Genomic DNA, 23,221 nt, shown 5'->3' on the forward strand with positions numbered 1-23,221 from the left:
CACCCCTTGGCCCTCCTGGTAAGTGCGCCGCACCAGGTGACCGGGGCCTTTGGGAGCAACCATGATGACATCGACGTCCGCCGGCGGCTGGATCTGGCCAAAGTGGATGTTGAAGCCGTGGGCAAACAGGAGCACCTTCCCCGGCTGCAAATGCGGGCGGATCTCACTCTGGAAGACGGTCTTTTGCACTTCGTCCGGTAGCAGGATCATCACCCAGTCGGCGGCAGCCGCAGCATCTGCTACAGTCTTGACCACTAACCCGTCCTGCTCGGCTTTGGGCCAAGAGGGGCTGCCGGGGTAGAGGCCGACGAGGACGTTGACACCGCTGTCGCGCAGATTGAGGGCGTGGGCATGGCCCTGGCTGCCGTAGCCGATGATGGCGACGGTCTTGCCGTCCAGGAGATCCAGGTTGGCGTCAGAGTCGTAGTAGAGGCGGGCCATAGTCGGGCTGGGTAGTGTGGTGAGCTGGCGTTTGATTAGGATAGCAGGATTAAGGGGATCCCTGGCAGGCGAAATTCAGAGGCCATGATGCACGGTTTTCACCCATTTCAACCGCTTGGGCTGCACACACATACGAGCCGTGGTTACAATCATGACCGGCAGCCAGTGGAGCATGTACACCAAGCCTAGGGCAGTGCGCCACCAGAGCTTTCGTCCGCGCAGCCCCTCCACTTGGCGCAGCCCGCGATAGAAGGCCACCGTCACAGATCCCATGACCAGAGCGTTCAAGGGGAGCAGCACTGAGGAGTGGTCGGCCAAGAGTACCCAGAGGGTATCGGGAACTAAGGCCATCGGCAGCAAGTACTGAGAGATAAAAAAGGCCCAGAGATCCACCGTCTTAGCCATGCCCAGGCGGCGGCTGAGGATCCCTGGCCAGTAGTCGAGGTAGCGCTGGTAGCCCCCTTCCGCCCAGCGGCAGCGCTGGTGCCAAAGGCTTTTCCAAGAGGTGACCCCCTCTTCGACGATGGCCGGCTCCGTCAGAAAGGCAATATCTACCCCCGCCAGGTGCAACTTAAAAGTGAGATCCAGGTCGTCGGTGAGGGTGTTCTCGTTCCAGCCGCCGCACTTTTCCAGGACATCCCGTCGCACCAGTTGGCCGTTGCCTCGCAGCTCGCCAATCCCGCGGATGGCCACCCGCTGCTGCTGCAAGTAGGCATCGGAGGCCATCTCCGCCACCTGGCCCAGAGTCCAGAAGTTGACGTTGGGGTTGCTCAAGGCTTTGCGCACCTGAACAGCGCCGATTGTCCGTCTGCCGGGGCGGGGGGGCTGGCCAAACAGCGGCAGGGTGCGAGCCAGCAAATCCGGGGGCACAATGGCGTCGGCGTCGCAGACCAGGATGATCTCCCCCCGCGTCAGGGGCAGCACCTCGTTGAGGGCGCCAGACTTTCCGCCTCCTCGCCCCGGGGGCCGTCGGTAAACTCGCAGATGAGGGATCCGCTTTTGGGCTTCCTGCAAGATGTCGGGGGTGGCATCGCTGCTGGCATCGTCAATGGCCCACAGCTCCAGGTGGCTGCTGGGGTAATCCAACTGGGTGAGACTATGCAGCAGCCGCGGCAGCACTGCGCTTTCGTTTTTGGCCGGGATCAACACCGCCACTCGCGGCAGAGGAGAACCCGCCAGCGCTAAGGGCTGAGCCCCGCCCACCTCAGGCAAAGGCAGGGAGGCTGTTTCGGCGACGGCGGGAGGCCGGGCCATTGTTCCAGGAGGGTGAAGCCTCAAGGGGGGCGGCAGAGCTGCCGGTTGCAGCCGGAACAAGCGGTTGATGTGGATGACCATGAAGGTGGCCAGGCCAACGGTAAACCAGCGGGCTACCGCTACTTGGTGCATCAGGCTGACCAGACCCCACACCGTCGCCAGAACCAGGAAAGCCTTGAGACGGCGACGCTGGGCCGAGGTGAGCAGCCAATCGGGAAGATGTAGATCCTCGAGGGGAGCAGGCTCTGACCCGACAAACTCAGACATGGGGAGCATCTCGTAGGTAACAACTTTGCCCGTACGCATCAGCCGCCCCGAGCCCAGCGGCTGTTAAGAGGTCGTTAATTATTGTCACCTATTGTGTTGCCACCACGTTGGGTTGAAGACCAAAGGTTCTGGTCTGCTACCCCACAGCAAGGGATCCCTGTCCTCCCAAAGGATATGAAAAGCTTATGGGTTGCCGCGAATTTCCTTGATCACCCCATCTTCCAGCAGGATCTCCACCTGCATTTTCTGGATCAGGTTGTCTCCCTTTTGCACGCGGAAGAAGCTCTCCACGCTGCCCTGCAGCACCTCTTGGTTCAGCTCCAGGCTACTCAGTTGGTTGATCTGTTGGAGCAACTGGTTTTTTTGATCCAAGAGCTTGATCTTTTGCTCGTTCACGCGGCTTTTTACCGCTTCTACCTGTTGGAGCACCTGGGGGCTGTTGGGGTTAGGGCTTTGTTTTTCGATTTCGGCAATGGCCCGCTTGCCCTGAAACTCCAGTTGCTGCATCTGAGCATCGGTGGCTTCGATTTGCCGCTCCAATTGCTCCTGCATTTCTTTCTTCCAAAGGGGGGTGACCACCACCTTGACAGGGATGGTGCGCTTGAGCAGTAACTGAGTGCCGTTGCCGACGTTGCTTTCTTCCATAAGACCTATCCAGGCAGACTACCAACCAAATCAGGGGGCCCTACTTAGAATTGTCCTCTAGCAACCTCGGAGAAGGAGGTTTGACAGACCAGACCTCTCCCCGCCGTGGCGGAGAACCCGTTTACTTATCCTACCGGCTGGGATCCCCGCAGTAAAGTCTCGGCTGGGGGGAAATGGCGGTTTTGGTTAAGGATCTTGAAGGTCGCTGCCCTGCGGCGGCGCAGATTCAGCTAGCGTGAAAGACGGTGTTCTCGGATTTTGCAGCAGCCATGAGCGAACCGGCCTCAACTCCCTGGCAAGCTGTCCAGCCGGTGCGGATCGCCTCCCGCAAAAGCGAGCTGGCTCTGGCCCAGACCCGCTGGGTGATGGGGCAGTTGCAGGCCCACCATCCAGGGTTGCCCCTAGAGCTGCACACCCTTTCCACCCAGGGAGACATCATCCTGGATGTGGCGCTGGCCAAAATCGGGGATAAGGGCCTGTTTACCAAGGAATTGGAGGTTAGCCTGCTCAACGGCACTAGCGATCTGGCGGTGCACAGCCTCAAGGACTTGCCCACCCGCTTGCCAGAAGGCCTGGTTCTGGGGGCAATCACGCAGAGGGAGGATCCTCTGGACGCGCTGGTGCTGCGGGAGGAGCTGCGCGCCTACCACCTGGCCACCCTACCAGCAGGGACGGTGATCGGCACTTCCTCTCTGCGGCGACTGGCCCAACTGCGCCACGCCTTTCCCCACCTGCAGTTTAAGGACGTGCGGGGCAACCTCAACACTCGCTTGGCCAAGCTGGATCGGGGGGAGTACGACGGCCTGATCTTGGCGGTGGCCGGGCTGAAGCGCCTGGGCCAAGCCCAGCGGATCCACGAGGTGCTGGATCCCAGTGTGTCCTTGTACGCCGTTGGCCAGGGATCCCTCGGCATCGAGTGCCGGCAGGGGGACGAGCGGATTTTGGAGCTCATTCGACCCTTGGCCGATGCGGAGGCCACAGCCCGCTGTTTGGCTGAGCGAGCTTTCCTACGGGCTTTGGAGGGGGGCTGTCAGGTGCCCATCGGGGTCCACAGCCAAGTGCAGGGGGAAGAGCTGCACCTAACCGGCATGGTGGCCGACCTAGAGGGGCGACGGCTGATCCGCGATACCCAAACGGGATCCACTGCTGATCCGGAAGCGGTGGGAATCTCCCTGGCGGAAAAGCTGAAGCAACAGGGGGCCGACGAAATCCTGCAGGCCATTTTTGCCCAGGCTCGCCGCTAGACTGCCTGGTTTTCAGGGTCGCGGAGCCGGCGGTAGGGATCGGTTTAGCCGCTGCTCAACCTTCAGCCCCACCCAGATCACGCCGATCCCACAGGCCACCAACACCGCCGACTTGGCCAAGAGGCTGGTCTCGTACTCGAAAAAGCGGGTCAGCACCACCAAGGTCAGGCCCAATAGCCCTTGCCAGAAGCGCCCCCGCAGCCCCTGCTGCAGCCCTTCCCAGCAGAGGATCGCCGACAATCCCACCAGCAGCAGGGTCAGGATCCAGGGGGCCAAGAAGGCCAGGGCCACTCTTGAGGTCAAGTTCCTAGTCACCAGCAAAAGGGCCAGGGTAATCAAGGAGAGGAAAACGACGGCATCCTTGAGCCAGACGGAAATGGGCTGGGATCTCTTGGCCTGCCACCCCTGCCACCAGCCCCAGCCGGCCAGCAGCAGCAACCCTGCCGCCGACAAGCTTGCCCAGGGATCCACAGCCTGGAACAGAGGTGAGGGGTCGGGATCCCAGTCCCAGGGGTCACGGAAGCTCCAGACGTAGAGCAAGAAACCCAGCCCCAGCAAAGCCAGGCCCTCCGCCGTCGGGATCAGATCCAAGACTTGCTCCTGCTCGCCATCCTGGCCATTTTCTCCGGTCAAAATCCGGCTTAGCCGGTAACCATGGCGTTGGTGCCAAAAGCCCAGCCCCCAGACAACGGCAAGGCCAAGCAGCAGCCAGAGGGTCAAGCCTTCTCCAGAGCTGTCCCAGACCTCTGCCGACCTTTGTAGCGCCAGGCCGAAGTCCACCAAAGCCAGGGCAAAGATCCAGCGGGAGCGGCACCCATAGGCAAGGGGCAGCAGTAGGGCCAGGGCCAGCCAGGGGTAGAGGGGATCCAGAGCCGAGCGGATCCCCCTCTGCCACAGGTCAGTCATCCCGGCCAGGGCGAATAAGAGACAGGCCAGGACGCCACTGGGGGTGTGGAACAAGCTGTAGGCCACGGCCAAGCTGCCCGCCCCCCAGGCCAAGAACAAGCCCGCGGCGGATCCCCCCATTTGGAACCACTGGGCCATCAGAATAATGGCGGCTCCCAGGGCCAGCTCCCCGGCAATCAATAGGGCGCTGCCCAAACGCGGGGATCCCTGCTGCCAAAGTCGCAAGCCGGCCACCTGCAGTCCCACCGTGAGGGCCAGGGATCCCAAGGCTCTGGCCGAGCGGGGAATGGCATCCCAGTTGGCGGCCACGAAGGAGATCACCCCCAAGCCCACCAGCACGGCGCCCAACAGCAGCAGCACCAGGGTAAAGCGGCTAGCAGCTGTTCGCGGCAAGCTATCGAGTTGGTAGTACTCCCGCAGGCGATCCCGCTGCGCCGGCTGAATCAGCCCCTGCTCCACCCAGGTGTCCAACAGGTCGGCCAATTGGCGGCGGAAGCGGTCGTCGGGGCCAGAGGGACGGGGGGAAGTCATGGCACCCTCACCCCCTGCCCCTCTCCCGCGCTGCAGGAGAGGGGAGATTGGGATCAGTAGCCTGGAGCACTCGCTGCAGCACCTCTTGGTAGCCGGCTGCCGGATCGCCGAGATCAAAGCGAAAGAGGTCTTTATCCAGCACCCGCGGCTCAGTCCCTTCTAGATCCCACAGGCGGCAGGTGTCGGGGCTGATCTCGTCCGCCAGCCAGATCTCCCCTTCCTCGTCCAGGCCAAACTCCAACTTAAAGTCCACCAGCTCCAACCGGCAGCGCCGCCAGAAGTTGCGAAGGTGAGTGTTGACCGCCAAGGCCAGGGATTCCAGCTTCTCCACTTGCTCTGGCGTGGCCAGGTGCAGCAGGCGGATGTGGTCGGGGGTTACCAAAGGATCCCCCAAGGCGTCGTTTTTGTAGTAAAACTCCACCAGCGGCGGCTCGATGGGCAGGCCCTGCTCCAGGCCTAGGCGCCGGCAGAGGCTGCCGGCCGTGCGGTTGCGCACCACCACTTCCAAGGGCAGGATCCGCAGGGCGCGCACCTGCATCTCTCGAGGGCCGGTCTGGGCCAAAAAGTGGTTGCGGATGCCCTGCTGCGCCAGGTAGGCAAACACCCGGCTGGAGACGGTGCAGTTGACCTCCCCCTTGCCGGCGATGGATCCCCGCTTTTGGGCGTTGAAGGCCGTGGCATCGTCTTTGTATTGGCAAAGGTAAACCTGGGGATCGGCGGTGCGGTAGACCCGCTTGGCCTTGCCCTCGTAGAGGAGCTCTGGGGGCGTGGGCGAGGATGGCATGGGCAACCCCTAATAGCCGGTCAGCCGTCCGCGGATCCCTTGCCAAAGGGTAATGGCGAGGATGCGCAGATCCAGCCACAGAGACCAGTTTTGCACATAGTAGAGATCATACTGGGTGCGGCGGGCAATGCTGGTGTCTCCCCGCAGGCCGTGGATCTGAGCCCAGCCGGTGAGGCCACTTTTCACCAAATGCCGATCCGGATACTTGGGGATCTCCTGGCTAAATTGCTCCACGAAGTAGGGCCGCTCCGGGCGGGGGCCCACCAGGCTCATTTCCCCCTTCAAGACGTTCCAAAGCTGGGGCAGCTCGTCCAGGTTGGTGCGGCGCAAAAAGGCTCCTATCTTGGTTCGGCGCGGATCCCCAGGGCGCGTCCAGCCCGGCTGGCCGGGTGCCTCGGCATCCACCCGCATGGTGCGGAACTTGGCAATCCAAAAGCGGCGCCCATCCAAGCTCACCCGCTCCTGCCAATACAAGATGGGGCCGGGGCTGCTGCAGGCCACTAGCACAGCGATGATCAGAAACAGGGGGCTGAGCAACACCAGGCCCAGGGAGGCCCCTAGGATGTCTACCGCTCGCTTGAGGAAACGGTTGTGGGCGTAGCGCAGAGGGGGCTGGCGCAGCGTCAGCAGCGGGATCCCGTCCAGGGACTGGAGGCTGAAGTTCACCGTCAAAAAACCGAGGATATCTGGCACCAGCCGCACCTGCACCGACAGGGCCTGCAAGCTGAGCAACAGAGGTGCATTGGCCAGCTCCGGCTGCCCAAACCACACCTCTTCGATCTCGGGGTGAGCCTGCACATAGGCCACCAGGTGGCTGGGCTCCAGCCGCTCCAGCTTCTGCAAAGGCTCTGGTTCTGGCGCCGAGGGATCCCCGGCCACGGCCCAAGCCTTAATCTCAAACCCCAAGGCTGGGCAGCGCTCCAGCCGCTCCAGCACATCAGCCAAGAGCAGGCCGGATCCCACCCAGATGACCCTTCGCCGCCCCTGGCCGTGGGCATACAGCCAACCCATGCCCAGCCGCAGCAGCGCCCGCATCCCCGTCAAACTAAGCAGGGCCAGCAGGCTGGCATAGCCCACCACCAAGCGCGACAGCGAGACGGAGCGCACGAAAAAGGCCCCCGCCAACACCAAGCCAAAGGTCACCCCCAGCCCCAGCAGCAAACTGGCCCATTCCTCAAAGCGAGATAAGCGCTTCGATTCGCCGTATCCTCCCAAGCCAGCCTGAACGCCCCAATAGCTAAGGACTGTCAACAACCCCAGGCCAGCATAAACATCCCAGGGCAAAAGCTGGTGGGGGCGCAAGCTGCGCAGCCAATAAGCCGCCCCGAAGGCCAGCCAAATACAGAGCCCATCCCCCAAACAAGCCAAGGGCACCCACAGGCGATGCGGATCCAAGCTCAGGGTGTAGCCGCGAAAGAAACCCGTCCCGCCAGCGCGATTGGCCAAGAGCTATCTCCTCCAGCAGTTAAGACTGGAAACAATCCTACAGAAAAGGCTATCCATTTGAGGCTGCAAGGACTCCGTCCCGCTAGCGCGAACGGCAAAGTCAACGGTAATTGAAAAACCAGTCATAACAGCAAGAAGCTGAGGAGAAGATTAAGAGATTCAGTTTCCTAGAGAAGGAGTTTTCATAGGACTAGCTACCGCCAATAAAGACAGGCCAAAGGGTAGGGAGAACTTAGAAATTAAATAGGCTTCTGCAGCAAAAATCTCGGTTAAAAGCCAATTGATCCAAGGCGAGGGCATTTTTAGATCTTGACTCTCCTTGAGGCGAAAGCTCTTTTGGGCTAGGCGGATCCCTGCTGCTAATGGAAAGAGAAAGCTGTTGAAAAAGGTAAAGGTATGAATTTGCAGGCCGGCACTCTTGAGTAAGGAGAGAAGTTGTGCTGCTGTGTAGCGTCTCTTGTGGTGATTGAGCTCGTCATGGGCGCTCCACAGCCAGGGGTAGGCCGGTACCGTGATCACCAGGTAGCCGGATGGCTTTAACCTTTGGATGAGAGCTTCCAGAGCTGCTTTGTCTTCCTCCAAATGTTCTAAAACGTCCAGTAGGGCAATAAGGTCAAATTGCTGGGAGCCAAAAGGGATCTGATGCGGCAATTCACCTTCGGCCACAATCCCAATGCCGCGGGCCCGGGCCAAAGGCAATGCTATTTCGCTTCTTTCCATGGCCCAGACTTGGCCAAACTGAGACAACATTTCTAGGTTGCCGCCACTGCCACAGCCGGCTTCCAAGATACAAGCCGCGGGCGGAAGAGGGATCCCGGCAATAACCTGCCTGAGAATGCGGCGGCGCCCCACAAACCACCAATGTCGATCTTCTAAGCCCGCCATTTGTTCATAAGCTCTGGGATCCATACAATAGTCGTTCCAAGTATTGGGAAACAGCTTGTTAGTTGATCCCTTGCTCCCCTCTCCCACGAGGGGAGAGGGGTTGGGGGTGAGGGTCGAAAGATGACCTTATCCTATACTTTTCCGGTGTTAAAGAACTCCGTCCCGCTTACGCGATTTAGGTTTCAAGGAGAAAGCCTGGCCTTGCCCCAGCGATTTTTGCGGTACCAGGCGGCAACATGAGGGCACCAGGCCTCAAAGTGGGGCCAGATGAGCTCGCACAGCTCGCGGATCTCCCGCTGGGCATCGTCTTTGGCCCGCAAATCCAGAAAATGCATCAAGCTGCGGCAATTAAAAGAAACCACAAAATGTTGGCGGATCCCGTAGCCGATGATGTTACGAGCATCTTCATAGGGCAATCCGCACTCTTCGACCAGGCGATAATAGGCAATGGCCTGACTGCGATACTGCTCAAGAATGATGTTCAGGGCCTCAGGAGAGATGGGCTTGAAGCCTTGGCGGGTTTTGGCCTTGCCTTCTTTGACGCTGGCAGGAACGTAAAACAGAGTTTCCAACTCTTGCAAAGATAACGAGGGCTCCGCGCCGGTTTTGTCGGCAAAAGCAGCGGTTTCGTTGGTGCAAGGACTCCGTCCCGCTAGCGCGAACGGGGGCGCAGACAAGAGTCTTTTGCCCAAATCGGCAATTTGCCGGCCTGTATATCGAAAAGATTGAACGTCGAAAGAAACTCCCACTCGATGAGTACGGGCCTGTTGCATGACAGCATGGGGAAAATAGCCTACCCCAAACGTGATCTGAGGGTGCTCAAGAGGCCCATAGTGGCCACGATTGCCCTCCAGCAGATGCCGCACCACGGCCTCTCCATACTTTTCCGGGATCCGGCCCTCTGGGGTAACAAAATCGGGGCTGTAATCTTGGTGCATCGCCTGCCAGATCACCCGTTCGGGATCTGGAGTTTGGCTAAGCACCACCACTTGAAATAAGGCATCCACAGGCTGTGCCCCCAAAGCCAGAGACGAGCGGCTAGTCTCACAGTATAGAGAGGATCAAGCCGCAGGCAGCCTTGCTATAGGAGCCTACGAGCTCGAGTTTCCTCTGCCAGCACCATATTCAAGCCCGGATTGCTGCGCAGCAGGCCGGCTACGTAGAGGGTGTAGACTTTACCTGCCTCTAACTGGAGGTCAAACCGTTGCAAGGGAATGCTCCGGCTGGGAGATATCTGCCCACCTGAAGCAGAAGGGGCTGTAGCCACCTGGATTTGGGTAAAGCCGGGGCGCATGGCTTGAAAGGTGGATACTTGCCCAAAGGCCAACTGGGGCAACAGCACCCGGCCTTGCTCCCCTTGCCATTGCAGGGCCGGCGCATCAGGGGCAGCGTGGACAAACCGCACCAGGGCTTGATCAAATAGAGGGTTGATATTGTCTTCCAGTACCAAGGCCGTCACGCGATTGGGCTCGTCGGCGGCCACCACTGAGAACACTCCCCCGCCCCTGAGGTTGGCCACAGTCCTGGCCACAACCGTTCGCGCAACGGAGTCCTTAGAACCCGAGGGCTGGCCACGGTTCTCAGGCGTTGAAAACAAAACAATGTCGTACTCGCCCGCCGGCATGCGCACGTATTCGCTCACTGCGCCATAGGCTACACCCTGGGCAGCCCTTACCCCTCCCACTTCCAAGTCAATCCGAGGGGCATCGGGGGCCACATGCACCAAGCGCACCTGCACTTCCGCCACCTCTGCAGAGGCTATGGGGATGGCACAACCCGCCAAAAGGCCCGTCACTAAAGACCCACCCACTGCGCAGAGAACTGCGCTTACCCACTGTCGCACCATGTTGACGCTCACTCCTACTCCTCACACCCAACATTCACTCGGAGAGCGAGCTGTTGAATTCCTCCAAACAAAGGGCCCTTTCGCTCCCCGCAAGGTTCACATTGGCGCAAGGGATCCCCTCTCCTGCGGCCAAAGAACCTGCTCTTGTCTTACCCCAGTTTTGCGCCTGATGCCATAGAGCCGGGCAGGATTGGTCGACTCCCCTAAATCAAAGGGATCCCGGCGACGGGATCAAGAAGAACTGGGCGAGAAGAGCGGCGGCTGAACAAGCGGAAATAGGTGCTGACGGCCAACTCTTTCAGCGGGAAAAGCAGGTAGGTGAGGGGGTTGATGGTAACGATGATGTTGCGGCAGTCGCGTTTGGCCTGGGCCAGGATCTGGGCGGCCACCCAATCGCCTGACATCACTCCAATGGGATTGAGCTGGCTCCTGAAGGGGCCGAGGATAATCTTGCGCACCACGCAGGGAGCATCCAGGCGGCGCAGGGTAACCAGATCCCCGAGGGCCCGCTTGGAGAGCTCGTAGAGGGGGCTAAAGGCAGGGCTGACCTCGGCTTCTGAGGTGTTCACCCAAACCTCTTTGGTGGCCACTTCCGGATTGTTGCGCACCGTCTGGAAAAACAGCTCCATCAGGCGCCATGCCGAGAAGGTGTTGACGGCGTAAGACTGGCGGACAGATTCGGGATCGCGTTGCCTATGGACGTTCAGGCCGTGGTTGATGACCAAGATATCGACCCGCTCCAGGAGTTCGGCCAGGGATCCCTCCTGCCCCACCTGCCAGCGAACGGTCTCCACCGGCTGGAGCTGGCCGTCCACTTCAATGGCAACCGAATCCGCATGGGAGCTAAGGGCAATGACTTTGGCTCCGTGGCGGTAAAAATGCTTCAGCAAGGCCCGGCCCAGAGTGCCAGAGGCGCCGGTGACGGCCACGCGCTTGCCCTTGAAAGAGAGACTGGTGCCCATGATCCGATCCACCAAGGTTAGGGTGCCGCAAAAGTAGGCGTTGGTATCGTCGAAGTGGTGCCGCCAGTGGTAGGCGCGGTTCACATACCACTGCGCAGGAGGGGCGGGGAAAGGCCCCGGCTGGTGGGTGATATCCGTCTGCAGGGCCAGCCCCCAGCCCCGCAGCGCGCCGGCAACTAGAAAACTGGCCGAGTAGAGTACCCCCACTGCCGCTGCCAGGCCATAGAGGAGGGATCCCTGTCCCAAGAGCACCACCCAAGGGATCCCGGCTAGAACCATCGTTGCTGCCTCGGGGACATCGTGGTGCCACTGGGATTCTCGGTATAACTTGGGGTCTACCACGCTGAGATCGGGGCGGAACAGGCGGTGGTGCAGGGTGTGCTTGGGCAGCAGCCAGGGCCACTGGTGGGCCAGCCAATGGCGCACATCCCGCACGATCTCCGCCCAAAGGACGGAAGCCAAGGCAATAGTTCCAACCTCCAGCCACTGAGTTACGCTGCTAACATCCATAGGGCTTTGCTGGCAATAGCCAAACCATCCTGAGCTCGCCGTCGCCTCTTGGCATCAACCTCCCACAGTTGGCGACCCTCAAAAATCATCCCAAAGATCCCTGAGAAAATCATCCTAGACCGCGAGGAAGAGGGCAAACGGCTGCCTTTGGGATCCCAGCTTCTTCTGCAAGCTTGTTTTCCCTCACCCCCGGCCCCTCTCCCTGAGGGAGAGGGGAGAGAGATCAAGGGGTGGGGGGCGGAAGCTGGCGGATCTCCACGACATCTCCCACTTGCAAACCCAGGGCCGCTGCCGTCCCGCCGCGGAACTCCAGCACGCCATCTACTAACTGGTCAGGGGGTGGCCCATAAACAGGGCAGGGTTGGGCAGGGCAGCCGGGCACATCGGCGGCGATGGAGACGACCCGACCCCGATAGAGAAAGATAATGTCCAGGTTAAGCGGCGTGTTGAACATCCAGAAGGCAGCCGGCTGGGGCGGGTCGAAGGGAAACCACATGCCGCGATCAAGAGGCAAATCGGTGCGAAACATTAGGCCTAAGCGCTGCTGCTCAGGGGTGCGGGCCACTTCCAGCTCAAAGCGCTTGCCGGCAAGGGTTACTTCCGCTTCCACCGGCAGGTACTGGGGCTGTCCTTTGGCCGGGGTCGCGCTGGCAACGGCTGCCGTCTCCTGGGCTTCTCCTCCAGCGGCGCATCCCAGCAGCAGAGCCAGGCCCAAGGCAATCCCGCCCGCTGTGACAACCTGGCGCTCTCTTGCCCGCAAACTCATCCCTTGTCTCCTGCTGAGCTGTGCAGGCTTAATCCTACCCTGCTCTCTAGAGTTTGGCCGGGATCCCCTGCGGGCTTTGGCCTGTCGATCTCACCTCAAGCGCAGCCGCCATGGCCGGCCTGGGCAGGGGCCATCCACCCCCAACCCGATACCATAGCCATAGACTCGTTCCCCACCCGGCCAGGAGAGCCCCGATGAAAGACCTTTTGAGCATGTCCTCGGTGAGCCGGATCCCGCTGCTGGCTCTGCTGGGCCTATTGCTTTTGGGTCTCCGGCCCACCCACGGGGAAACCCCGGTGCGGATCCCGTTTGAGCCGACCGTGACTTATGGGGAAGGCTATGGAGAGGAGGCGGTGGCCCAGCAAGCCCAAAGTCGCTTTGCGCTAAAGCTATTCGATTACCTCCTCCAGCAGCAACCGCAAGAGAACCTCTTTTTCTCCCCCTTGAGCCTTCGTCTGGCCCTGAGCATGCTGTACAACGGCGCTGCTGGAGAGACCCAAGCGGCGATGGCTAAGGTGCTGGAGGCTCAAGAACTCTCCCTCAATGAGTTGAACTGGACCAATGCCCAGGGGGTGCGCTGGCTGGTGGAGCGATCCCAAGCAGAAGGACCGATCCAGCTGCAAATGGCCAACGGCCTTTGGGTCGATACAACCCTCACCTTGCACCCCTCCTTTTTGCAAGCCCTGGCCACCTATTACCAAGCAGTGGCCAATCGGGTGGAGCTGGGATCCCGCCAGACAGTGCAGGCGATTAACCGTTGGGTAGCCGAGCGCACCCAGGGCCAGATCGACCGCCTCGTGGATCGCCTCAGCCGTGAAGACAGGATGGTTTTGCTCAACGCCATCTATTTCAAGGGAGAGTGGACCCAGCCCTTTGATCCGACCCTGACCAAGCCCCAGCCCTTCACCCGCGCCGATGGCCGCCGTGTCCAAGTGCCGCTGATGGCCCAATCCGGTCGCTACGGCTACCGGGAGACCGAGCAGCTCCAGGTGGTGCGCCTGCCCTATGGGGAAGGGGAACTGGCCATGCTGCTCCTGCTGCCCAAACCAGGGGTGAGCTTAGCAGCCCTGCGGGAGAAGCTTAGCCCAGAAACTTGGCAAGAATGGACGGGATCCCTGTCCCCCCGCCCTGGCTCGGTGCGGATCCCCAAGTTTAAGCTGGCCTCCGAAATCGATCTGGGGCCAGCTTTGCAGCAGTTGGGCATGGGGATTGCCTTTTCCCGGCGGGCCGATTTTAGCCAACTGACCCCAGAGCCAACGCAGGTCAGCAGAGTCTTGCACAAGGCCGCCATCGAAGTCAACGAAGAGGGATCCGAGGCGGCTGCTGCCACCGGGGTAATCGTCTCCCGCACCGCCCTCGACCGGCAAGAGCCCTTCCAATTTGTAGCGGATCGCCCCTTCTGGTTGGCCATTGTGGCCTCCGGAGCCAACCGGGAGGCGCAAACTGTGCTGTTTATGGGATCCGTAGTCAACCCGGAGTAGAGGGCTATAACCCTGCTGGGACGTCCGACTTGGGCGCTCCGTCCTTTTCCACGAGCAACTGAGCGCGGCTGGGGCGGCCCCACAGCACCCGCTCCTGTTTGTAGACCACCATGCCAGGGGGGGATCCCTTGGGCTTAAAGACGCACTTAGGGCGGGTATATACCACCGGCACCTGGTCGCTAAGGCGACCGCGGCTAAAATACGCCGCCAAGTCGGCAGCCGCTTGCAGATCTTCGCTTTCGGCCACAGCCCCGGGAGGCAGGCGCAGGAGCACATGGCTACCCGGGATCTCCTGGGCGTGAAACCACCAATCCTGGTCTTGGGCAAGGCGAAAGGTCAGCCGCTCATTTTGCCAGTTGTTGCGCCCCACCCAGATAGGGAAACCACTGGGGCTAGTGAAGCAATAGGGGTTGAAGCTGGCTGCAGGGGAACGTCTAGCTCCCTCCGCCTTGCTAGGACTCTCGAGGTAACCTTGCTGAATAAGCTCCGCCTCAATTTCTGCAAGGATGACCAAGTCCTGGGGATCCCGGTAGGCTTCCAGCTGCTGCAGGGCTGCCTCCACTTGCTCTAGGTAGCGGATCTCTTGCTCTGTGGCTGCTAGCAAAGGCTGGACGGCCTCCTGGGCTCGCTTTTGTTTGCGGTGCTTGCGGTAGTAGGCCTGGGCGTTGAGAACAGCGTTTTTCTCCGGATCCAGCGGGATCTTGACCATCTGGCCGCCAAAAAAGTCTGGCAGCTCTATCGAGCTCAGCCCTGGCCGCCAGAGGTGGAGATGGGCCATGAGGAGATCGGCAGCCTGCTTGGAGGCTTCTGCTTGGGCTGAGTCGGCCAACATCTTCTCGAAGTGGTCGCGCCGCTGGCGGAGTTTTTTGAGCAGGGTGGCCAGCTTTTGCCCCAGCCGCTGTCGCTCCCGCTCAAAGCGTTCGCGGTTAAGCTGGGCTTGGTAGTAGGCTTCCAGGAGCTGGTGCAAGTTGGGCTGAGAGGGATCCCCGCTAGAGCCCCTCCAGCCGAGAACAGTGTACCCCTGGGAGGTGAGTGCCGGCTCAAACCGAGCTGTTTCCAGACGGGCCAGCCAGTCCTGCCACCAAAAAAACAGCGCCTGCCACTCCTGGGGCGAGAGTTGGTTGCTGGGGGTTTGGGGGGGGATCCCCGCTTGGAGGCACATTGCCTCTGCCAAGTGCCGGCTGAGGCCGCGGTAGCAGCGCAGGAGCCGCTGAGCAATAGGGCCAGGGACTAGAGCCAGGCGCTCTTGCCACTGAGAGAAGGGCTCGGCTCGCTGCGGGATTGGGTCGGTCAGGGCAGGGGGGGCTTCGTAAGCAAGTCCCGGCTGCACGGGGCGTACCCGCGATTGCCGCTCGCTTACCCCGTGGCCACAGGCTAGGATCAGGCCTGCCTCGTCCACCAAGATGGCATTGCTGTACTTCCCCATCACTTCCAGATAAAGGTGGCGCTGCGGCGGATCCCCGGGGCGAGGGCCAAAGCGAAAGTCAATCACCCGCTCCCACTCGTCCAGCAGCGCCAGCTCCGTCAGGGCCAAGCCCCGCAGGTGCCGCTGCAGGTGTTGGCTAAATGAAAAATCCTCTGGCTCCTTGGGAGGAGCCTGACAGAGGTGAACTCGGGCCGCCTGGGGATGCCAAGACAACAGCAAGCAAGGGCGGGCCCTAAGAGTGCGCAAGCCGATCACCACTGTCCACAGATCGGTTTGCTGGATCCACTCCACGCGGGCAGGCAGCAAGGGATCCCCGCCGGCTTCAGCCCCTTTTAGCTCCGCCAGCATAGCACGGAGGGTGGTTAGATCAACCGGTTGCATCCCTGCTACTCCTTGGGATCGGGCAACGCCTGGGGAACCAAACGAGGGCCTCCTTCCATTATCTGCCGCTCCCCCAGTCGGCGCTGGCGGCAAAAGGACTCCGCCCAATCGACTTGAGCGGCAACCAAGGGGCTGCATTGGGGCAAGAGGCTTGGTACTTCCACCTTTGGGCTTTTTGGCCCAGGTGCCTTGAATTCTCAGGCAGAAATCCCGAGCTGCCTAGTCCTCGTCTTCATCGTCATATTCATCATCGTACTCCTCCTCTTCCATTGACTCGTCCAGATCAAGCAGCACAGCATTGAGTTGGTCGAACAGGGCTGGTGAGTCCTCTGGGTTCAGGAGGTAGGGATCCCCCTCATCAGGCAGGGCTACGTAGACCAGAACTGGGTCGAGGGGCGTAAAGATGCCGTATTTCTTATCTTTGTAGAAGAAGGTAGCCAGCAGTTGGAATTCCTGGGCATCTTCCTCGCTTTCGCCCAGTTCGAATACATCTTCCTCTTCCACAGGGGGCAACTCTCCCTGGACCGTTAGGATGTCAAAGCCGTTTTGCTGCAGAGTCAAGTTCAACTCCGCCAAAACGGCCTGGATGGTGGGCAGGGCAGCCTGGAGCTCTTCTGGATCCGGCTCATCCAGGATCCCTTCCATGTCCGCATCTCCGTTCACCGCTTGGCCGGGCTCCTCCTCCCCCTCCCAAACCAGCACTTTGATCACGGCGTCCACGGGCGTGGCCAGTGCATAGGTTTGCTCCTCAATGACCACCTGCCTCAGGATCTCGCATTTCAGAGGCTGGTTCTGCTCGTCGCGGAGCACTAAGGTTTCACGGGATTCGGTCATGGAAAGCAACCCAGGGTAGGAAAATGAGGTCAACCAAAGCTTATTCTCCCATGTTCTGATCCCCCGCAGAACTTAGAGATCCTCGCCAGGCCGCTCATCGGTGCTGCCGGCTTCGGCTTGGGCCAGGGCTTCCAGCGCCAGCAGGATCTCCTCTTCCCGCCGGGTATAGGTCTCTTCGTCGATCTCCCCTAGATCGAGCTGAATCTGGAGAGCGGTGAGTTCTTTCTGGAGGTTTTCTTTGCTGTCGAGTTGCGCCTCGGCCCGTTCTCGAATCTGCTCCGCCAACCACAGCAGGCTCTGGGCCGGCCAAGTCAGTAATTGCCAAACCATCCCCGCGCCTCTCCTGGGATTAGGTCAATCCTAACAAGTGGATCCCGCCTCCGCCCTAAGAACCAATAACCAATGCCAGCAAGCCTGCCCCCTCTGCCCGCTCCCCCTCCGGCTTAGGGATCAATCCTCCCTAGCCGTTCCGAGAGTGCTTCTCGATCCAATCCATCAGCTCTTGCTCAGACGGCGTGCAGAGACACTCACCTGTGAGCGGATCCTGGGCGTGCCACCAGACCGTGCCGCCACTATCCACCCACTGGCGCACCCGCAGCTCCTCCTGGACGCTCAACACGGCTTTCAGGCCCTCCCAAAGGTGGCGCCATCTTTCAGGCAGACCCAAAACAGAGGGATCCCTGCCGCTGGACTCTGCTGCTAGTTGCCGTTGCTCCTGTTCCAGCAACTCCAGCAGGCGGGTGTTGTTGGCTGCCCTGGCTGCTTCTAAACGATGGGCCAGAGAGGCAGCGATGTTCCGCCGATGGCAGGCCCGGAAGCTAACTCTACTCGCTTCAGCAGTTGCGTTCATGAGAGATCTCCCCACCCTGACCTCTACACGCCAATTCTATCGTAGATTCTGTAGCAATAGATACGATTCAAAACCTTGGCAATCGCCCTGGTCGGTAAAGAGGGGGTCAAGCTTGTTGTCGTACTGAAAACGCAGGGCAGAGAGGGTTTGTTGCAATGAAGTTTCGACTCACTCCCCGACCGCCATTCCGAATAGAAACAGGCTCGGACGGCAACAGAGAATACAGGTGAAAAGCCACTCATCTTCACTGATGGTTGTTCCCAGCAAGATTGAGACGCTCCGCTCCTCCAACCCCTCTACAGGGGGAGAGGGGAGCCAGAGAGCAACTTTCTCTACAGATGCCGCCCCTCTCTTCTGGCTTCATAACCTAGAACAAACGGTTCCTGCGGCTTTTCCAGTCCAGCTTCTGATCCAGAAGAAACTCCAGATGAGGTAGATAGGCTTCGTAGCTATGCTCACCAGAGCCGATTAAGTGAGTGGCATTGAGGTTTTCAATTCTGGGGTGAAACTCTCTAATTGGCTTGATCCCACAGGGGCTGCGGTTGAGGGAAGGTACTTTGAAGACGTAGGCCAGAACCCAATCGTCTTCGTTGTAGATGTTTACTAACTTTCCGGTGATATTTTCTACATGCAGGCTCCAGTTCTTATCGGCTTGCCTCCTAACGGCACCGCCGAGCAAGATAACATCTTTAAGACGTCGATCTGCACTCTGGGGCCAACCGCGCATGATGTAGTAGGCTACCCTTGCCCCCAAGGAAAACCCCATCAGGGTAATCTGCCTTTCCGGCAAAGCAGAGAGCAGGGGATAGGCGTACTTTAGTCCCACTTCTTTGGCCTTTGCTTTGTGGGCTTCCCAGTGGGCAAGTAGTCCTACCCCTAGCTTCAGAGGGGACAAGGTCAAACTCGCCGCGTTGGAAGCATCCCACCAAAGGTAGTACAGGGATCCCTGCCATCCGGCACGTCGAAGCGTCTCCCACAACAGTCTTTTTTCCGAAGGTTGGGTTTCACCTTCGCTAAGGAAACCGTTGATGAAAACCAGGGCCTCGTCCCACCTCAGGGAGGATTCAATGCGGATCAAATGAGGCTCATGATGGGTAACTTCTTCGAAAATATAGTCTTTAGTCCCGTCAACAATAGTTTCTGTAACTTTCTGGATGACTTCAAAAGTGGCTTGACCCGTGCCAAGAAGAATTTCTCCAGCTTTTTGGGTGGTCTCGATACCTGTACCAATGACAGTTTGCGCAGCTGACCCGGTAACCTTGCCTATATCAAAGGCGGTCTCTACAACTTTTCCGCCAATCTGGGCAAAACCTTTGAAGAACCCCTCAAGAATGTCTTGCATGGTCAATGGCACCCCCTGGGAGCTGAGACCAGCAAAATACTAGTACTATCTTACCCGCGCCGCATGGCGGTAACCCCCGTGGGATCCAGGACTTTGCCCCGTTCCACCTCGGCATAGACCAGGTAGCGATCGCCACACTCCATCCAACTTCTGACACGGCACTCTAGGTAAGCCAGGGCATCCAATAGAACCGGGCAGCCATTTTCGGCAGTAGCCGTGGCCAAACCGGCAAAGCGGTCTTCACCAGGGCGCTGGGGTCGTTGAAAGTGTCGCTGCAGGCTGCTGCTTTTGCCCTCCCGCAAAATATTGAGCACAAAAGGCGCTTGGGGACGGGTGAGCAGTTCTGCCTCGCTGTCTCTACTTACAGAAAGGGTTAGGCCAGGGGGGTTGAAGCTGGCCTGGGCCACCGAGGAGGTGAGGAAGCCGCGCGGGATCCCCTCTTGCAGGGCGGTCACCACACAGAGGGATCCCACAACCCGGCTGAGGGCCTGCCCCAGCCGATCCGCCTGAGTTTCAACACCGCCTTGGCGGGGGGCACGGGCTCGCTTGGCCTTGCGCAGGGCTTGGGCAAACTGGGATCCCGCCTCCTGACAGGCTTCCAGGACGGCGGGGGTAGGCTTGAACCTGGCGCGGATGGTGGCAAACCCCAGGGTAAAGCCGGCGTTGAGCAACTTGCTTTCAATGAGATCCACAGCTTCACCGCTCCAGCCATAGGAGCCGAAGACCCCGGCCAGCTTGCTGGTGGGAACAGAAGAGAGGATAATGCCTAGGGCTGTTTGGATCTGGACAGGGGGGTGGCCGGCCAAGGTGGGGGATCCGATAATGAACCCTTGGCAGCGCTCCAGGGCCTGGGCAATCTCTTCAGGGGTAGCCCATTCGCAGTTAATCCGCTCCACGGTAACTCCTGCTCGCTCCAAGCCTTGGGCAATGGCTACCGCCATCAGGCCCGTGTTCCCGTAGGCAGAGGTATAGAGGAGAGCTACCCGCTGCTCCAAGGGATCCTCTTCACACCAAAGCTGGTAGTCTAGACGCAGCCGCCGCAGGCTGTGGCGCACCAAGGGGCCGTGGGCGGGGGCGTAGATCTGGGCGGGGAACTCCTCCAGCTTGGCCAGGGCTGCTTTTACCTGGGGCGCTTGGCTGCGGTGTAAGCAGTCGAAGTAGTAGCGGCGATCCTCGCTAAGCTGCCGCCAGTGCTCGTCGAACACCTGCTCGTCGCAGACATGGGCACCAAACAGCTTGTCGGTAAAGAGGATCCCAGTGGCCGGGTCGTAGGTGCAGAGGGCATCGGGGTGGCGGGGCGTGGGGACAGTGCGAAAGTGCAGCTCATGGCCCTCGCCTAGATCCAGGCAATCCCCATCCCGGATTACCCGCAGGCGAAAGGACTGGTCATTGCCGTAGGGAATGCCAAAATCGGCGGCCTCCTCTTCATCCCGGCTAGGAGGCGGGGATTCCCTGCCCTCAAAAGCGGCTCGCAGGGTGAGGGATCCCGGCTTAGAGCAGAGCACCACTGCATAGGGAGCCAGCGGCAGAAGTGCCTTGAGGGTGGCAAGGCGGTTGAAGTTGACGTGGCTGAGCAGGATAAAGTCCAGCCGCTGCAGGTACTGGTGCTGGGCCAGCTCCTCGAGAAAAATGTCTGTAAACGACTCCCCCGGCGGATCAATGAGCAAGGTCTGCCGGGCCTGGATGAGGTAACTGTTGGCCGTGGTGCCCCGCTGCCGGGCGTATTCCAGCTCAAACTTGAGGCGATCCCAGGTGCGAGAGCGGAGAACCAAGGTAGAGGGGCCGATAACGGCCACTTGAACATCGCGAGTGGGAGTTTTGCTCGCCATAGCAGTCTCCAGGGGGCCTCTGTCCCCACCTTGCCACGAAACTGGGGAAATGGGGATCCCTTTTCCTCTATGGAAAGCTTCGAGAGCTAACGTAGAATTTGTCCATTCCCTGGAAGTGTTTGCGATGGCCCAAGCTTCTGGATCCGCCGCTGTTTCTACTCCTGCCTGGCATAGTCTTCCTCTTCCCGCTGTTATCCAGAAGTTGCAGACCGATCCCGATTCTGGCCTGACTACCCAGCAGGTGATCCAAAGGCAGCGGGAATTCGGTCCCAACGAGCTGATCTCCACTTCTGGCCGCAGCGCCTGGCAGCTCTTTCTCGACCAATTCCGCAACGTCATGTTGCTGATGCTGATTGCCGTGGCGGCGATCTCAGCCCTTTTGGATTGGCAAAAGAGAGAGTTTCCTAAAGACGCCCTAGCCATTTTGCTGGTTGTAGGTCTCAATGGCCTGCTGGGCTACTTGCAAGAAAGCCGGGCGGAAAAAGCGCTGGCGGCCCTAAAAAAATTGGCCTCCCCCAGCGTGCGGGTGCAGCGGGACGGGCTGTGGCAGGAGATCCCTGCCAACCAGTTGGTGCCAGGGGATCGGGTGCTGCTGGAAGCAGGGGTGCAGATCCCAGCCGATGGGCGCTTGGCGGAAGCGGTGAACCTACAGGTGCGAGAGGCGGCCCTGACCGGAGAGGCGGTACCGGTTACCAAGCAGGCTGATTGTGTCCTCCCCGAAGACACAGAGCTGGGCGAGCGGCGCAACATGGCCTTCATGGGCACCGAGGTGCTGCAGGGGCGAGGGATCCTCTTGGTTACTGCCACCGGCATGAACACGGAGCTGGGCAAGGTGGCCAGGCTGCTGCAGACGGTGGAAAACGAGCCCACCCCCCTGCAGCGGCGCATGAGCCAGTTGGGCAATGTGCTGGTGTCGGGATCCCTGGCCTTGGTGGCGCTGGTGGTGATCGTGGGGCTGCTCCAAGCCGGGAGCATGGCGCCTTTTGCCTCGCTGCTGGAAACTTCCCTCAGCATGGCCGTGGCGGTGGTGCCGGAGGGGCTGCCGGCTGTAATCACGGTTACCTTGGCCATCGGCACCCAGCGCATGGTGCGCCGCAACGCCTTGATCCGCCGCCTGCCGGCCGTAGAGACCCTGGGATCTGTCACCACCATCTGCTCCGACAAGACCGGCACCCTCACCGAAAACAAAATGGTGGTTACCGACATCCTCACCCCCGAGCGCCACTACCACGTCAGCGGCAGCGGTTACATTCCCAAGGGATCCTTCTACTGCGGCGGCCAGCCCATCGATCCCCAGCGTGCCCCCGATTTGCAGGCCCTTCTCAGGGCGGTGGTCTTCTGCAACGATGCCCTGTTGCAAGCCAATCTCTCAGCCCAGCGCGGCGCTGCCCCCACCTGGTCAATCCTGGGGGATCCCACCGAGGCCGCCCTGCTGGTGGCTGCCGCCAAGGCCAACCTGCAGAAAGCCTCTTTGCAAGAGCAGCACCCGCGGGTGCAGGAGATCCCTTTTAGCTCAGAACGCAAGCGCATGAGCGTGGTGGTGCAAGAGGAGGGCAGCTACCGCGTCTACGTCAAGGGATCCGCGGAACTGGTGCTGGAGCAGTGCACCTATATCCAGAAAAGCGGAACTTGGCAGGCCCTCTCAGAAGCGGATCGCCAGGCCATTTTGGGCGCCAACAACCGCTTGGCAGCTCAGGGCATCCGGGTTTTGGGGGTGGCCACTCAGCAGTTGCCGCGGATCCCGGAGAACCTGGAGGAGATCGAGCGCAACCTGGTGTGGCTGGGCCTAGTGGGCATGTACGATCCCCCTCGGCCCGAAGCGCGGGAAGCGGTAGCCCGCTGCCGGCAGGCCGGGATCCGCACCCTAATGATTACCGGCGATCACCAACTCACCGCCATCGCTATTGCCCGCGAGCTGGGCATTCTCGACTCTGAGAACCAGGCCATTGATGGGCGCACCCTCTCCCGGCTGAGCTTTGAGGAGCTGATGGAGACGGTGCAGAGGGTTAACGTCTACGCCCGCGTGGCTCCCGAACACAAGCTGCGCATCGTGCAGGCCCTGCAAAAGCAAAACCAGTTTGTGGCCATGACCGGCGATGGCGTCAACGACGCCCCTGCCCTGCGCCAAGCGGATATCGGCATTGCCATGGGCATCACCGGCACCGATGTCAGCAAAGAGGCCAGCGACATGGTGCTGCTAGACGACAACTTCGCCACCATCGTAGCGGCCATTGAAGAAGGGCGGGTGGTCTACAGCAACATCCGCCGCTTCGTGAAATACATCCTGGGCAGCAACATTGGCGAGGTGTTGACCGTGGCTGCCGCCCCCCTTCTGGGCCTAGAGGACGTGCCGCTGACGCCCCTGCAAATCCTCTGGATGAACTTGGTAACCGACGGCCTGCCCGCTTTGGCTTTGGCAATGGAGCCAGCAGAGCCGGGGGTGATGCAGCGTCCCCCCTTCAACCCCAAAGAAAGCATCTTTGCCCAAGGGCTCGGCGCCTACATGGTGCGCATTGGCGTCGTCTTTGGCTTGGCGACGATCCTCATGATGGCGATTGTGGAAGCCTACATTGTTCACTGGCGCACGATGG

20 protein-coding genes are annotated in these 23,221 nt (G+C 60.3%); 3 read left to right on the forward strand and 17 right to left on the reverse strand.

Going from position 1 to position 23,221, the window contains the following annotated elements:
• The 3 genes from NW835_RS11950 to NW835_RS11960 all read right to left on the reverse strand — a co-directional run.
• Positions 1 to 441, reverse strand: a 441-nt coding sequence (locus NW835_RS11950; protein ID WP_414415394.1) for an NAD(P)-binding domain-containing protein, incomplete at its 3' end; no start/stop codon positions are given.
• Positions 442 to 516: 75 nt separating this feature from the next.
• The gene (locus NW835_RS11955) at positions 517 to 1,962 is read right to left on the reverse strand and encodes a glycosyltransferase (RefSeq protein WP_414415395.1); all 1,446 of its coding nucleotides are present in this window, start codon (positions 1,960 to 1,962) and stop codon (positions 517 to 519) included.
• Between the two features lie 183 nt (positions 1,963 to 2,145).
• The gene (locus tag NW835_RS11960) at positions 2,146 to 2,607 is read right to left on the reverse strand and encodes a YlqD family protein (protein WP_414365473.1); all 462 of its coding nucleotides are present in this window, start codon (positions 2,605 to 2,607) and stop codon (positions 2,146 to 2,148) included.
• Between the two features lie 269 nt (positions 2,608 to 2,876).
• Between NW835_RS11960 and hemC the strand changes: the two genes are divergently transcribed.
• Positions 2,877 to 3,851 carry a hydroxymethylbilane synthase gene (hemC, locus tag NW835_RS11965; protein ID WP_414415396.1) on the forward strand — a complete coding sequence of 325 codons (975 nt, stop codon included), beginning with the start codon at positions 2,877 to 2,879 and terminating at the stop codon, positions 3,849 to 3,851.
• A 12-nt stretch (positions 3,852 to 3,863) separates the two neighbouring features.
• Here the strand turns inward: hemC and NW835_RS11970 are convergent, their stop codons facing one another.
• The 8 genes from NW835_RS11970 to NW835_RS12005 all read right to left on the reverse strand — a co-directional run bounded on the left by NW835_RS11970 (position 3,864) and on the right by NW835_RS12005 (position 12,487).
• A complete protein-coding gene (locus NW835_RS11970; RefSeq protein WP_414415397.1) occupies positions 3,864 to 5,288 on the reverse strand; it encodes a DUF2157 domain-containing protein in 1,425 nt (474 codons plus the stop codon).
• A 7-nt stretch (positions 5,289 to 5,295) separates the two neighbouring features.
• Positions 5,296 to 6,072, reverse strand: a complete 777-nt coding sequence (purC, locus tag NW835_RS11975) for a phosphoribosylaminoimidazolesuccinocarboxamide synthase (protein ID WP_414415398.1) — start codon at positions 6,070 to 6,072, stop codon at positions 5,296 to 5,298.
• Between the two features lie 9 nt (positions 6,073 to 6,081).
• Positions 6,082 to 7,518, reverse strand: coding sequence for a sugar transferase (locus NW835_RS11980; protein WP_414415399.1), 1,437 nt, complete (start codon positions 7,516 to 7,518; stop codon positions 6,082 to 6,084).
• 159 nt (positions 7,519 to 7,677) lie between these two features.
• A complete protein-coding gene (locus tag NW835_RS11985) occupies positions 7,678 to 8,427 on the reverse strand; it encodes a class I SAM-dependent methyltransferase (RefSeq protein WP_414365941.1) in 750 nt (249 codons plus the stop codon).
• A 158-nt stretch (positions 8,428 to 8,585) separates the two neighbouring features.
• A complete protein-coding gene (locus NW835_RS11990; protein WP_414376490.1) occupies positions 8,586 to 9,410 on the reverse strand; it encodes an FAD-dependent thymidylate synthase in 825 nt (274 codons plus the stop codon).
• Positions 9,411 to 9,484: 74 nt separating this feature from the next.
• Positions 9,485 to 10,261 carry a DUF4397 domain-containing protein gene (locus NW835_RS11995; RefSeq protein ID WP_414415400.1) on the reverse strand — a complete coding sequence of 259 codons (777 nt, stop codon included), beginning with the start codon at positions 10,259 to 10,261 and terminating at the stop codon, positions 9,485 to 9,487.
• A 191-nt stretch (positions 10,262 to 10,452) separates the two neighbouring features.
• The gene (locus tag NW835_RS12000) at positions 10,453 to 11,721 is read right to left on the reverse strand and encodes a bifunctional sterol desaturase/short chain dehydrogenase (protein ID WP_414415401.1); all 1,269 of its coding nucleotides are present in this window, start codon (positions 11,719 to 11,721) and stop codon (positions 10,453 to 10,455) included.
• 223 nt (positions 11,722 to 11,944) lie between these two features.
• Positions 11,945 to 12,487, reverse strand: coding sequence for a DUF192 domain-containing protein (locus tag NW835_RS12005; RefSeq protein ID WP_414415402.1), 543 nt, complete (start codon positions 12,485 to 12,487; stop codon positions 11,945 to 11,947).
• Positions 12,488 to 12,681: 194 nt separating this feature from the next.
• Between NW835_RS12005 and NW835_RS12010 the strand changes: the two genes are divergently transcribed.
• Entirely contained in the window at positions 12,682 to 13,968 is a 1,287-nt protein-coding gene (locus tag NW835_RS12010; protein ID WP_414415403.1) for a serpin family protein, read from the forward strand.
• Between the two features lie 4 nt (positions 13,969 to 13,972).
• Here NW835_RS12010 and NW835_RS12015 read toward each other — a convergent pair whose 3' ends face one another.
• The 6 genes from NW835_RS12015 to NW835_RS12040 all read right to left on the reverse strand — a co-directional run bounded on the left by NW835_RS12015 (position 13,973) and on the right by NW835_RS12040 (position 20,630).
• Positions 13,973 to 15,775 carry an NFACT family protein gene (locus NW835_RS12015; protein ID WP_414415404.1) on the reverse strand — a complete coding sequence of 601 codons (1,803 nt, stop codon included), beginning with the start codon at positions 15,773 to 15,775 and terminating at the stop codon, positions 13,973 to 13,975.
• A 219-nt stretch (positions 15,776 to 15,994) separates the two neighbouring features.
• A complete protein-coding gene (locus tag NW835_RS12020; RefSeq protein ID WP_414415405.1) occupies positions 15,995 to 16,609 on the reverse strand; it encodes a DUF3727 domain-containing protein in 615 nt (204 codons plus the stop codon).
• A gap of 72 nt (positions 16,610 to 16,681) precedes the next feature.
• On the reverse strand, positions 16,682 to 16,939 hold the full coding sequence (locus NW835_RS12025; protein ID WP_414365950.1) for a gas vesicle protein GvpG: 258 nt from the start codon (positions 16,937 to 16,939) through the stop codon (positions 16,682 to 16,684).
• A 130-nt stretch (positions 16,940 to 17,069) separates the two neighbouring features.
• On the reverse strand, positions 17,070 to 17,459 hold the full coding sequence (locus NW835_RS12030; RefSeq protein ID WP_414371476.1) for a hypothetical protein: 390 nt from the start codon (positions 17,457 to 17,459) through the stop codon (positions 17,070 to 17,072).
• A gap of 367 nt (positions 17,460 to 17,826) precedes the next feature.
• A complete protein-coding gene (locus NW835_RS12035) occupies positions 17,827 to 18,801 on the reverse strand; it encodes a DUF726 domain-containing protein (RefSeq protein ID WP_414415406.1) in 975 nt (324 codons plus the stop codon).
• Positions 18,802 to 18,851: 50 nt separating this feature from the next.
• Positions 18,852 to 20,630 carry a diflavin flavoprotein gene (locus NW835_RS12040; RefSeq protein WP_414415407.1) on the reverse strand — a complete coding sequence of 593 codons (1,779 nt, stop codon included), beginning with the start codon at positions 20,628 to 20,630 and terminating at the stop codon, positions 18,852 to 18,854.
• A 124-nt stretch (positions 20,631 to 20,754) separates the two neighbouring features.
• Between NW835_RS12040 and NW835_RS12045 the strand changes: the two genes are divergently transcribed.
• The coding region (locus tag NW835_RS12045; RefSeq protein ID WP_414415408.1) for a cation-translocating P-type ATPase at positions 20,755 to 23,221 on the forward strand (2,467 nt) is incomplete at its 3' end.

It is taken from the genome of Synechococcus sp. OH2 (assembly GCF_047462155.1).
GTDB lineage: Bacteria > Cyanobacteriota > Cyanobacteriia > Thermostichales > Thermostichaceae > Thermostichus.